Genomic DNA, 13,282 nt, shown 5'->3' with positions numbered 1-13,282 from the left:
CGTTGTCGCTAATGCCGGGGTTATTTGCTTTCAGCTTGTTAATCATTCCCCTCAATCCTTTGCGGAGCAACAGCGTGGCGGTAGAAACACCAGCAAGTATGCCTGCGGGGTAATTTGCGGCCTGTATGTTCAGGTCGGCAACGGCAATGAGCAGCAGCAGTGCATCAACAGAAACTTTTGCGGGGTTGTCTATTTTGCCTGTTTTTTGATTGTTGGCGTAGGTAATGCTCAACCGCGCGTTGTAGAACTCTGCTTCGCTTACACGTTGTTTTATGCCGGGATTATTCAGGTTTTCGAGGTAAAAACCAGTTTCGTCTTTACCGTAGATTACTTTTTTCTGTATGGTGTTTTCCGTATTTTCTACTTCACCGCCAAGTATTTCTTCGTGCGCCTCACCGGCTGCTTCTACAACTGAACCGGTAATATTTTCGTCGTTGTCGGATTTGTTTTTCTTTACACTTATATCCGGTTCTGTATGCGTGGCTGGTGCATCGGCTCCGGTTTTTCGTCCGGCTTTGCTCACTAAGTTTACTTCATCGCCATAGTCTTTTACATCAATGATATACATGCTTAACGAGAGCGCTATTTGCGAAAGCAAAGTAACCAACGCACGTTTTTTGGATTCGTCGTCGCCGGGAGCATCAATAATTTGTTTGATCTGCTCGGCTGCATCTGTTGTAATGATGAGCAGGCGAATACCTTCTGTGCTGTACTCGCCAATTTTTAGCGGCAGATAAACTAATTGAGCTGCTTTAAGCGCTTTTGGCAGTTGCGCAGCCATGCTTTCGGAGCGGAGCAGCAAACTGATCGAAAGTGTTTTTAGTTGCAACAAAGCCCCTGCCAAATCGAGCATATTGAGCAGGAGAGTTTTGTTTGTAAGCTGGCCGTGTGTATAGCTGTCCCAGGTATCGCCGGCTGTGCTTAATGCGCCGGTTACAATACTTGCATAGCTTACAACTGTACCCACCACGGCCATTTCGGCCGGAAGTGCAGCACCAAAAGTGGCAATGGTAAGCCCCACCATGCCAAGCCCCAGGGCAATATAGCCGAGCAGATCATACCATTGGGTCTGTTCGCCATTAGTGATGATAACTTTTTTCTCATCGCCCACCTGATAATAGATATACCCTTTGGGCAGGTGCTTTTCATGATTAAGTTGTTCGAAAAGCGCATCAGGCGGTGTGCTTCCCTGTTCGGGATAATAGGGCACAGTTGCTGTAAAAGGCAGTTGGGGATTAATCAGGTCAATAATATGCCATTCATTATTTTCTACATACACCCAAATTGGAAGCGGTACCGCAACTGCATTTGTAGTTTTTGCTTTATTAAACTGTTCAATATGTTCGGGTGTGGTTCCATAGAATACCGCTTTTATTTTTTGTACGTGCTGTTTATCTTCTATTGCTTTCAGTTGGTTGCGGTAGGCCGAGAAATGCTTGTATGACTGAATGAGTTTATCATGCTGTTGCGTTTCATTCAATCCCTCGGCCTGTGCTTCGTTTCTGAGTTTTGCTCTTGCACTGTCGGTTTCAGCTTTCTTTTGGGTTTCATAAGCTGCCCATTCTTTCTCTGTGGGGAGGCGGTATTGTCTGCTGTCTTGTGTATTTGGGGATTGTGATACGGCTGATTCGTGAATGTAATCGGGTGGGGTATTCACCAGATTTTCGGGAATAACAGCCACCACATAATTATCTAAAAGGGCGTGCAATTCTTCAAATTCTATTTCTTCTTTAGCCCAATTCTCAGCTAAAATAGTTTTTCCCGGATCACTGTTTGTAAGTGAGTAACCATTGTTTCTCATTACCTGCATCAGCGCAGTAGAGAAAGCGTTGGCTTTTGCAGCCGCATCAAAAATAATGGCGTCGCGTTTTTCTTTTTCTTCTTTGTTATTGATCTGTGCATTTTTTACTACCTCCAGAACTGTTCTCGACAGAAGGTAATCTTTCCACGTTAAATAAATTTCCTGATTCATACTGCCATCAAGCACAAGTCGTTGCATCATTTGCAATAAAATGGCTTCCTGTTTGGCAATATCTTCGGTTATGGATAATGGTTTGGGCTGCTTATCTAATTCGGCAGGCGCTTCATATTCCAATAGCGAATGGTAATCCTCTTCGCCGTGAAATGTTGAATTGGCTACCGGGAAATTGTTTACTAATGTAAACGACCTTATATCGTCATTTTCTCCTATTGCCGGACCTGTAAAATGGAGTGTAATATCTCGCGTGTGGAAAAAGTGATTCTTTTGGGCAAGTGTATGATAATAAATGGTAAAATCGGGAATACCCGAACCGGCAATACCCAGCATAACCATCTTCTCATTCTGATAAACCGGCTCTAATGAAGCAGGTATAATTTTGTCTGTGCTATAAACCATTACAGGACTTTTCCAGCGCACAATCTTATCGTTCTGCATTTTCATGAAACCGTAAATGGAGTATGCCGCAGTACGGTTTTGGTCAATCATTTCTTGCGGAACAGATGCTCCAAATTCCCGATTTATCTGAAATTCTATTTCATCGCCCTGCTGCCCGGCTATAAACGTATATACAGGGCCGGATAAATATTCACTTTTTCTGGTTTCGGTAAAAGAAATATCCGTTACATGCTTTTTTATTTTTGAAACAGGTAGTTGAAATTCAATTTTAAATGAAGCTGCTTCGACGTGATATTTGCCATTTATTCTAAAATTTTTGTCGGCACCTACATGCAGATCATATGATGGCTTTTGCTTAGAGACAGCATCAAAAATTTTGAATTTGTTCTCGAACGCTATCGGAATCATTTTGTTTTCAGGTGTAAACTGAGAACTGTGGTATTCAACTCCCAGCGCCTTATAGTCAAACACCACCAATGCGTCTGTACTGGAAGTAAACGGACTGATGTTCGTCCAGAAATCACTGTCGAGATGATGCATTTGTAGCTGCAGCACCTTGTTTGTGTCTAACCACAACATCAGTTCAATTTCGTGGTAGCCGTCACCATCGGCATCCAATCGCAGTGTTTTACCTTTTAACCAATTGGGCATAACTTCCGGCGGCATTCCATAGGCGAGCGGTTCGTTTTTGGGCTTTCGTTTTATTATTTCACCACCATTACTTTGCTTCACATGCCACAACTCATGCGCCATCAACTCCTTATTCTCCGCACTCTCCCCGTTGCCTAAGTACACATCTTTCCCATGCGTAAACGCCCGTGCATTTATCTCCGCACTCATCGCTGCCGCATCAGCGCCGGTATGTACGCGCACCTCACTCAAATCGGCATTCAGCTTGCTTTCCATCTCCGCACGTGTAGTACTCTTGAGCGGTTCACCCTCGCCTTTGCTTAACACTAGTTTCTCCTCAAACTCCGGCGAAACAGTAAGCGAAGAACTTTCGGTTTTCTCTGGGGCTGTAGTATTGGTTTGCACCTCGCCGCCCGTGGCTACCGCTTTCCCCACCGCATCCGCCTGCTTCTCCTCCGCCGAATCGGGCGCAGCCACACTTAGTTTTTCGCTGCTTTGCTGCCCGCGCACGTAGGCAAAAATCGTTGTCCGGTGCAGCGGCCCGCCAAACATGCGCGCGTCAAACAGCTCATATTTTGTAAGCGGAAGTCCTGCTTCCATTTTTTGCTGTAAACGCGGCCATGTGTTATACTCAAAATCCATCTCGGCATCGGCCTGTGCTTTGTTGGCTGCTTTGGCGGCGCGTTGCTGCGGCGTGCTGAAATAGCCGTGCTGCTCATCGTCGTGATAGGAATAAAGATTGCGGCGGTGCGACATTCAAGTAAACGATAAAATGAAATGATTAACGATGGCTTCTTACTTAATATGCTCGGTTGATTTCAGCGTGCGGCTTTCCTTCATGAGTTCAAGCGCCATGAATTGTACGATTTCGGCGTTCTTCAATACGGTTCTTCCGTCGGCTTCGGCGGCAAGGCAGGCGTGGTTGAGCACGTTGGCAATGTTGGCACCGGTTAAATCCTGCACGCGGAGTTTGCGGAAGTCGAGTTCATCAAACTGGTAGCCTTCGGGCAAAAGCGTTTTCCAGAGTTGCTCGCGGAGTTCTTCGGTGGGACGCGGAAAATGAATGGTGTACTGAAAACGGCGCAGCATGGCCGCATCAATATTATCGCGCAGGTTGGTGGCGAGGATGCAGAGGCCATCGTACTCTTCAATACGTTGCAGGAGGTAACTTGTTTCGAGGTTCGCCCACTTGTCGTGCGAGTCGCTTACCTGTGTGCGTTTGCTGAACAACGAATCGGCCTCGTCGAAGAACAGAATCCAGTCTTTGCCCTGTGCGCGGTCAAACAGGCGGGCAAGATTTTTTTCAGTTTCGCCAATGTATTTGCTTACCATCATGGAGAGGTCGATGCGAAACACCATCTTACCAAACTGTTTGCCGATGAGTTTTGCCGCCATTGTTTTGCCTGTGCCCGGAGGGCCGTAAAACAACACGGGAAAGCTGGTGTTTACCTTGCCGCCGGCGCGTTGGGTAAACTGCTTGCCGTGGCTGAGCCATTGCACCACCCAGTCTATTTCATTGCGCGTGGCTTTCTGCACCACAAGATGATCCCAGCTGAGATTGGTGCTGATGAGTTTGGCCGGGAAATGATCGCCGAAATCAGGACGGGGAGGTTTTCCGTTGAGCAGAAATGTAACATACTCTTTGGCCAGCACCGGCGCTTTTTCACCTTCACCGAATTGAATGCTGTAATTCTGAGGTGTTTCAAATTCGAGAATCTGTTCGCGCACCAACTTGCTTTCAGGCACTAATTTCACGAACGCCAAGCCACGTTTTCCGGCATGATTGCCGCCAATAAGACTGAGCACTGTATTTAATGTAAATACCAGTGAGCGGTTGGGCATCACAAAATAACATCCTGTTTCTTCCTGCAGTTCAGGATGACTTACCAGAATATCAGTGAGGTGTTTGAGCGAGTGCCGGCTCATTTGCCTTGCTAATGTGAGTATGAGCAGCAGGCGCTCCTCGGCACCAAGTTCGAGCGCATTTACCAGAGCTGCATACGGCCCTTTGCCATCGCGTAAATCGGGCGGAGAAAGGGATTCCCAGTTTGCATCGGAAGCAAATTCATACGTGCCGTTATCCAGCTTCGGAAAACGCAACTGCATAACCCGCACCAGCCAGTCTATTTCTGTACGCAGTAATTCATTATACGCCTCAAATGCGGTGGCTGTGAATTTTCCTTCCGCTTCATAAAGAAACGGACTGTTTGAAGGGTGATTGTGGATGTACATGTGCTGACAACACTTAAATTGAGGAAACAGGGTTAATTAATTGACGTCTATTTTTCTTCAGACTTTGATTGCCGTAAAGCAATTATTTCCCCTGTAAGTTCTGCCCTCAAAAAGCCGTTGTCAATAGAAAAATTCGCAAAAATTCACAGACCTTTTGGGCATTTCAAAAACATCAAATCACTCAATTGCAACATTTTAGGTATTTTAAAAAGGGCAAAAATTTACAGATCATCTTTCTGTTTATAGTGTAGTTATTTGTTGATATAAATTAAACAAATACGCGTTTTTTGCATTTATTCAGAAATTACAGCTTGCCTGTTCACCAAACGGGTTGGTGAAGGGTATTTACACACAAAAATTAAATCCATATAAATATTATAATAATTATTCCATTAATTATCTTCTAAAAATAAGTTTATTGGATTACTGAAAATTCAACCCGATCAATAATTACCTTTAAGGCATGTCAGCCGAAACAATATCCGAAGCACTAAAAGAAAAATTCAGCCGTCATTTTTCGAAATACGGCGAGCTTACTGCGGAGGAAAAAGCAGCCATTCACGAAAGCATGCAGGTTAAGACGTTTGACCGGGGCCGCATACTTGTATCGCCCGGCGAAATGCTGCGCGAAACGTATTTCATTCTCGAAGGGCTTGTAAGAAGTTATTACCTGACCGGTAACGATGAGGTGACAACGGCTTTTTTTGCGGAAGAAGAATGGGTGCTTTCGCCCGGCGATGGTGAAACGGCACAACCCTCGCCTACCGGGCTTGTGTGCATGGAGCGTACGCTTGTGGTTACGGGCAATGAGAAAACGGCCCGGCAGCTTTTCGAAAAATTTCCGCGTTTTGAATCGGTTGCGATGAGTATTGTGCAGGAAGCTTTTTTTGCGCAACAAACCCGGCATACGGAATGGATTTCACAAAGTGCCGAGCAGCGTTATCTTACACTGATTAATCAGCACCCGGCGCTTTTGCAGCGTGTTTCGCAATACCACATTGCCAGCTACATCGGCGTAAAGCCTGAATCGTTGAGCCGTATCCGCAAACGTATTGCAGGGCAGATATAAATAGCTTAGTAAGTCCCGCCGGCTTTGAGTGCCTGGGTAATATGCGCCAGATGATGGCGGCAATGCCAGGCGTAAAGCGCAAGTACGGTATCAAGTGAATACACTTTGCCGTATTGCGGATGGGTGTAGGTGCGTTTCCACTGTTCGCCTGTGAGGTGGTTGAACAGCAGGCTCCACCGGCGGTGCACACCATCAAGCAGCATGATTGACCATTCTACCGGCGCTTCAGTGGTATCGGGTAAGTCGGCCCAGAGGGCTTCGGCATACGGTTTTATGGTGGGATTATCTTCAGTAAGCAAAAGTTTGGTTCGGATATAGGCATTCATGTGGCTGTCGGCACAATGATGAATAACCTGACGTATGTTCCAGCCTTCGGGGCGATAGCGCCAGCCAAGCTGATGGAGCTCAAGCGTGGAAACAATTTCCTGAATTTTACGCGGAAACTGCGCCAGCTCGTACTTCCATGCCTGCATATCGGCAGCACTGATGGTATCAGGGGCGATAAATTTCCCTATCGGGAAGCGTAACTGATCGAGGTTTATTGTTTCCATAAAACAAACGGGTTTTGCGGTTCCTAAAGTTACGAGGTTTTTTACTTGTTGTCGTCACTGAAATTCATGAAAAGCCGGTTAATGAAGCCTGATGTTGAAAAAGAAAAAAACACGTTTACCATAGCGCCTCTTCGGCTTTGTCATGGCTCATTTTACACCCTGCCTGGTTGTTTTTTGCCTGTATCTATCTCCGATATGGTTGCCCCCGCTCACAAGCGGGGCCTCGTCCGGCAAAAAATCAGCACAAAACCAATCTCAAAAAAAACAGGCACTTAGCCGGAAAATTCACATCTTTATTGTGCTTAACAACACACATCATTCATGAAAACACGCTTCCCGACTATTGCATTATACCTGCTGCTGGCTGGCATGGTAAATGCGCAGGAAATTTATCCGCCTTCTCCCGCCGTAATTCAAACGCTGCCCCCCTGGGCGCAGGCCATGTACGGTAGTAATCCGAATGTGTATGAAGTGGACAGTCTTTACAATGCCTGGTATTCCGCCCATCCGTTTGAAAAAGATTACCACACCCAGTATTACCGTATCTGGCGGCTGAAAGCGGCCAACCATACCGATAACCAGGGTTACATTCAGCCGCCCGATTTTGCGCGCACCGCGGCATGGCTTCAGCCCACGTCCAATACACGCAGCCGAAGCACCTGGACTCTGGTGGGTGCCGAAAAAGTAATGGAAGAAAACGGCTCGCGTTCGGGCGATCAAACCAATGTATATAGCATTGCCCAAAGCCTCTCGCAACCGGGCACACTTTACTGCGGCACCGAACCGGGTGAGATTTACAAAAGCCTCAACGGCGGCGCAAACTGGTCGCTGGTTACACCTGCCATTGGCCCGCTGGGTGGCATTGCAGCCATTACCATTGACCCTGCAAATGCCAACATTGTATATGCCGGTGCCAACCATGTAATTCTGAAAACTACCGACGGCGGCCTTACCTGGACGCAATCGTTTTCGCTCAACAACCTTGGCGTAAACGAAATTGTGGTACACCCGCAAAACTCACAAATAGTAATGGCCGCCTGCTCGCAGGGCCTGTACCGTTCCACCAACGGCGGAGGAAGCTGGACTGCCGTTTATACCACCGCCTGCTACGACATAAAATTCAGGCCGGGAAGCAACACAATTGTGTATGTGCTTAAAAACAATCCGGCCCAGCAAATGTGCGAGTTCTTCCGCTCTTCCGACGGCGGTGCCACATACACCATACAATCGACAGGCTGGTACAGTTCAACCAATCCGGCGCGGCAGGATATGGGTGCAAGGCTGGCCGTTACGCCCGCCGATCCGCTGAGAGTATATGCCTACCTCATCGGCGATTCGAAGCCCAACGATTACGGCTACATAGGCGTGTACCGCAGCAACGACGGCGGCACCACCTGGACATTGCCCAACGGCCCCGCCGGAGGCCCCTACACCGCCACGCACCCCAACCTGGCCTACGGAACGCCAACCTGGACATACCACCAGGGCTTTTACAACTGCGCCATTATGGCCTCCAACACCAACGCCGATCAGATTCTCATTGGCGGTCTCAACCTCTGGCGCTCAAACGATGGAGGCCTTACATTTTCGTCGGTGGCAGGATACATTGGCGGCCCGCTGCAAATGCATGTGGATATGCAGGATTTCCGCGCCACACCCACCGGCTACTGGATTACCAACGACGGCGGCATTTGCCAGTCGTCAGATTTTTTTACGGCCAATAATGTGGTAATGATGGATGGTGTACACGGCTCGGAGTTCTGGGGATTGGGCACAGGCTGGAACGAAGACGTAATAGTAGGCGGCCTCTACCACAACGGCACCATAGCCTGGCACGAAAACTACAACGCCAACGAATTCCTCCAGCTTGGCGGTGCCGAACCGGCTTCGGGCTATGCCAATCCGGGCGAAGGAAAACGGGTGTACAGTTCCGACATTGGCGGTGCCGTGCTGCCCGCCGCCATTGGCCAGCCCATATCGCGTTTCAGCGTGGGCTTATGGCCAAACGAAAGCTATTTCGCCGCCGAATCGGGCCGAATGGATTTCGACCCGCGTTGCTGGAACATTGTATATATTGGCCGCGATAATAATCTCTGGAAATCGGTCGATGGCGGGGCTTCGTACAACTTAATGCACACCTTTGGCACCAATGCCAGCCAGAAAATTATTCAAACCGAAATTTGCTGGAGCAACCCGCAGGTAATGTATGCCTGCCAGCACGGCGGCGGCGGCAAACTATGGAAAACCACCGACGGAGGCGTAACCTGGGCACAACTCACCATTCCTTCGGCCGGTGCAGGCGGAAACAGAAACCGTTTGCTCATTACACAAAATCCGGCCGACGAAAACATGCTCTGGCTGGCCTATCCATCGGGCGCAAACGGAAACAAAGTGTTTGTAACCACCAATGGCGGCACTGCGTGGACAAACATTACCGATAATAACCTGAACAATCAGGAACCTCGCTGGCTCCATTACATTGCACAAACCAATGGCGGGTTGTATTGCATCACCAACGAATCGGTGTTTTACCGCAACAACACCACCGGCTCCTGGCAGGTGGACAATGCCGGACTTCCGTCGTACTGCAACTCGCTTTCGGCAAAACCGTTTTACCGCGACGGTAAAATAAAACTGGCCACCTACGGCCGCGGTGTGTGGGAAAACCAGCTTCAGGATTTACCCGCCACGCCGCTTGCACAGCCTCAGGTTGACAAGCTCAATTATGTGATGAACTGTGTGTCTGACAGTTTTCACTTCGAAGACCATTCAGTGCTTAACCATGCAGGTGCTTCATGGCAATGGAGTTTCCCCGGGGGAAGTCCGGCCACATCATCACAACGTAATCCGGCGGTAATGTATGCCGCAGCCGGCACATACACGGTAACACTTACCGTAACAGACAGTGCCGGACAAACCGACAGCGGCACGCTGGTAATTACGGTAAGTGCCTATCAGCAAAACACCCTGCTCAGCGAAAGCTACCAGGGCACATTCCCGCCCGCAGGCTGGTGGCAGGAGGCCGAAGCTCCCTCGGCCGGGCAATGGTCGCTGAGCACGGCTGCCGGTGGTTTCGGAAACAGTACACAATCGGCCATATTCGACAATTATAATTTCGATGCCCAGGGCCAGTTTGCCGATATGCGCATACGTGTGGACATGACCCAGCAGCCCGGCGATTTCATGACTTTTGATGTGGCCTACGCACCCTACGGCGGGCAATATATGGACAGTCTTGAAGTACTTGTATCAACCGATTGCGGAAATACATTTACATCGGTGTATTTCAAAGGCGGTGTGCAGCTTTCTACGGCACCGCAGCTTCAGGCAAATACATTTGTGCCAACCGCCTCACAGTGGCGCACGGATACGATCAATCTTGCCGCATGGACGAACAATGCCGACTTACTCATTGCCGTTCGCAACCGCGGCTACTTCGGGCAGGCCATTTATGTCGATAATATAAACCTTTCGTTTACCACCGCAGTGGTTACACCTCCCGCCTACGGCAAGGCGGCGCTTTATCCCAACCCGGTAATGCCCGGAAACTGCGTGGTACTTTCTGCCGACCCGAACGAAACCTACACCATTGAAGTGTTCTCGCCCGAAGGGCGGATGGCTCACCGTGGCGTGTACAAAGGCAATGAAACCATTCAACTGCCCGAACTTGCGGCCGGGGTTTACACCTGCCGCATTACTGGCAGCCGCACCATGCAGCATCAGTTGCTCATGGTGAAATAACGGTGGTACAAAAAAGCAAGAGGCAGATCCCGAAAAGGTCTGCCTCTTTTGTTTGTATAAGGTAAACGATTACCAGCCCAGAATCCATGCAAAGATGAGCGGCGCCACAATCGTAGCGTCCGACTCCACAATGTATTTGGGTGTATGAATATCGAGTTTACCCCAGGTAATTTTTTCGTTGGGCACGGCGCCGGAGTATGAGCCGTAGCTGGTGGTGGAATCGGAAATCTGACAGAAATAGGACCAGAACGGTACATCATGCCATTCGAGATCCTGATACATCATGGGCACCACGCAGATGGGAAAATCACCGGCAATACCGCCGCCAATCTGGAAAAAGCCCACGCCTTTGCCACCTGAATTCTGGCGGTACCAGTCGCTGAGCCATACCATGTATTCGATACCGCTTTTCATGGTCGTAGCTTTTACGTCGTTTTTAATTACGTAAGAAGCGAAGATGTTGCCCATGGTTGAATCTTCCCAGCCACCCACAATGATGGGCAGGTTTTTCTCAGCAGCAGCCACCATCCAGCTGTCTTTTGGATCAATTTCGTAGTACTGTTTCAGCACACCGCTGTTAATCATCTGAAACATGAACTCGTGCGGGAAATAACGTTCGCCGTTGGTATCGGCTTTTTTCCAGAGTTCATAAATGTGTTTCTGAAGGCGGCGGAACGCTTCTTCTTCGGGAATGCAGGTATCAGTAACGCGGTTGAGACCTTTTTCGAGCAGATCCCATTCTTCCTGCGGGGTAAGATCACGGTAGTTGGGAATACGGCGGTAGTGCGAGTGAGCTACCAGATTCATAAGATCTTCTTCGAGGTTAGCGCCTGTGCAGGAAATAATTTGCACTTTGTCCTGACGGATCATTTCGGCCAGTGATACACCCAGTTCGGCTGTACTCATGGCACCGGCAAGCGTAACCATCATTTTTCCGCCCTCAAGCAGATGAGTTTCATACCCTTTGGCAGCATCTTTCAATGCGGCTGCGTTAAAGTGGCGGTAATGGTGTTCGATGAATTGCGAAACAGGTCCTTTGTTCATGTCAGGATGATAAAGATTGGTTAATCAGGGCGCAAAGGTAGATTTTCCCCGACGGAGTGAAAAATGTTATTGAAAATTATCCCAAACAACAAATGCTGGCAAACAATAATCTGCGAAACAAAGCTCCGCACCGAAAACATGGAGTCAAAAACCTAACCACTTGTTTTGCAGGAAGAAATCGTTTCATCTGATTTGGATACCCCAACGGGCTGAAACCCGGGTAAAAAAAGCACGTAAAAGAGTTCATTCAAGACCCGACCCAGTATGCTTAAACGCCTCAACCGGATGCTGCGCATTACGCGCGTGGAACAAATTCATATATATACGATGTATGTGACATTGTTTATAACGCTGTTGTTTTCGGTGTGGGTAATGACCCGACTATAATCCGTTTATCGACGTTATCAATCTGTTTATCCCCATTCATCGGGTATTAAGCGGCTGCATTCTGCCGCTTGTCGTATTTTTCGCCTGTACCCTTTTCACACTTCACATTACTAAGGAGTTACCGAATAATTAAACCCGCTCCGGGGGCTTGATTAGCATGGTTTCTTATCCTACCTTTGCAGCAAAATTCACGGTTTGTGTGAAACGTGCTGAAGCAATGTGTGCTACTTTTTTCACAAACCGGATAACGAGCGACAACTAACCATTAAACCATGAAAAAAGCTTTACTCAGCCTTGCATTTGCTGCTTTCACACTTGGCGCAACTGCACAGACAATGCCCTGCTCTGAACTCTTCTTTTCTGAATATGTAGAGGGTTCTTCACACAGCAAAGCACTCGAAGTTTACAATCCCACTGCCAATGCAGTTAATCTGAGCAACTATCGTCTGGTGCGTTACAGCAACGGTTCACCCAGCGGTGTTGACAGCATTCAGCTTCAGGGTTCGCTCGCTTCGCATGATGTTTGGATAATTGTAAATGGTCAGGCTACGCCTGATGCGAACGGTGCTTTCTGTGACCCGGCTCTTCTTGCTATGGGCGATCAGGTTGGACCTGCTTCTTATGTAAACGGCACCGCTGTAATGTATTTTAATGGCGACGATGCGATTGTTCTGGCCCGGATTCAGCCTTATGCGATTGTTGACATTTTTGGCAAAATCGGTGAAGATCCCGGTACAGCCTGGACTGATGTGTTTCCTTACACGGATGCGCAGGGTACGTGGTGGACACGCGACCACTCACTGACCCGCAAAAGCACAGTGGGCATGGGTGTAACCACCAATCCGTCGGCCTTTAACGTTACACTTGAATACGATTCAATGCCTGAGAACACCTGGACCAACCTTGGTCAGCACAGCTGCTACTGCAGCACCGTGGGTGTAAACGAACAGGCTGCCCTCACAAACAACGTAAAAGTATTCCCCAACCCCACCAACGGCCTGGTACAGCTGAATGCGAAGCAGAATATTGCCCGCGTATCGGTTTACAATATGGTAGGCCAGCTGGTGGTTGAAAATATTTACGAAGCAGCCGATCAGCGCAATGCACAAACGCTTAACCTCACAACTCAGCCTGCAGGCATTTACATGGTGCAGACCGAGCTTGCAAACGGCACCCGCGTGACTACAAAAATCAGCGTACGCTGAACCGAATAAAACCAGAAACAAAAAATGCTGATGAGCTCATTCATCG

Annotated in this window: 7 protein-coding genes; 3 read left to right on the top strand and 4 right to left on the bottom strand. The window is 48.4% G+C overall.

The genetic code is table 11. From position 1 onward, the window contains the following. A partial coding sequence (locus tag IM638_03185; GenBank protein ID MCA6362013.1) for a DUF4157 domain-containing protein occupies window positions 1-3,763 on the bottom strand: 3,763 nt, incomplete at its 3' end. A gap of 39 nt (window positions 3,764-3,802) precedes the next feature. Then, on the bottom strand, window positions 3,803-5,239 hold the full coding sequence (locus IM638_03180; protein MCA6362012.1) for an ATP-binding protein: 1,437 nt from the start codon (window positions 5,237-5,239) through the stop codon (window positions 3,803-3,805). Window positions 5,240-5,702: 463 nt separating this feature from the next. Here IM638_03180 and IM638_03175 point away from each other — a divergent pair, with 463 nt between their 5' ends. After that, window positions 5,703-6,308 (top strand): Crp/Fnr family transcriptional regulator, encoded by a 606-nt coding sequence (locus IM638_03175; GenBank protein MCA6362011.1) that lies wholly within the window; start codon window positions 5,703-5,705, stop codon window positions 6,306-6,308. A 5-nt stretch (window positions 6,309-6,313) separates the two neighbouring features. On the opposite strand, the gene IM638_03170 is transcribed toward IM638_03175, so the two are convergent. Further along, the gene (locus IM638_03170) at window positions 6,314-6,859 is read right to left on the bottom strand and encodes a putative metal-dependent hydrolase (GenBank protein MCA6362010.1); all 546 of its coding nucleotides are present in this window, start codon (window positions 6,857-6,859) and stop codon (window positions 6,314-6,316) included. A gap of 321 nt (window positions 6,860-7,180) precedes the next feature. Between IM638_03170 and IM638_03165 the strand changes: the two genes are divergently transcribed. Then, window positions 7,181-10,600 carry a PKD domain-containing protein gene (locus IM638_03165; GenBank protein ID MCA6362009.1) on the top strand — a complete coding sequence of 1,140 codons (3,420 nt, stop codon included), beginning with the start codon at window positions 7,181-7,183 and terminating at the stop codon, window positions 10,598-10,600. A 69-nt stretch (window positions 10,601-10,669) separates the two neighbouring features. On the opposite strand, the gene IM638_03160 is transcribed toward IM638_03165, so the two are convergent. Beyond that, window positions 10,670-11,644 carry a deoxyhypusine synthase family protein gene (locus tag IM638_03160; protein ID MCA6362008.1) on the bottom strand — a complete coding sequence of 325 codons (975 nt, stop codon included), beginning with the start codon at window positions 11,642-11,644 and terminating at the stop codon, window positions 10,670-10,672. Window positions 11,645-12,303: 659 nt separating this feature from the next. Between IM638_03160 and IM638_03155 the strand changes: the two genes are divergently transcribed. Then, window positions 12,304-13,236, top strand: a complete 933-nt coding sequence (locus IM638_03155) for a T9SS type A sorting domain-containing protein (GenBank protein MCA6362007.1) — start codon at window positions 12,304-12,306, stop codon at window positions 13,234-13,236. Window positions 13,237-13,282 lie beyond the last annotated feature (46 nt).

The organism is Bacteroidota bacterium (assembly GCA_020402865.1).
GTDB lineage: Bacteria > Bacteroidota > Bacteroidia > Palsa-965 > Palsa-965.
The sequence above is the reverse complement of the archived record's forward strand: the minus strand, read 5'-3'. Positions and strand labels throughout refer to the sequence as shown.

Excerpts from the sequence above, each read along its gene's own strand:
- IM638_03180 (MCA6362012.1), bottom strand. The coding sequence starts at position 5,239 with ATGTACATCCACAATCACCCTTCAAACAGTCCGTTTCTTTATGAAGCG.
- IM638_03175 (MCA6362011.1), top strand. The coding sequence starts at position 5,703 with ATGTCAGCCGAAACAATATCCGAAGCACTAAAAGAAAAATTCAGCCGT.
- IM638_03170 (MCA6362010.1), bottom strand. The coding sequence starts at position 6,859 with ATGGAAACAATAAACCTCGATCAGTTACGCTTCCCGATAGGGAAATTT.
- IM638_03165 (MCA6362009.1), top strand. The coding sequence starts at position 7,181 with ATGAAAACACGCTTCCCGACTATTGCATTATACCTGCTGCTGGCTGGC.
- IM638_03160 (MCA6362008.1), bottom strand. The coding sequence starts at position 11,644 with ATGAACAAAGGACCTGTTTCGCAATTCATCGAACACCATTACCGCCAC.
- IM638_03155 (MCA6362007.1), top strand. The coding sequence starts at position 12,304 with ATGAAAAAAGCTTTACTCAGCCTTGCATTTGCTGCTTTCACACTTGGC.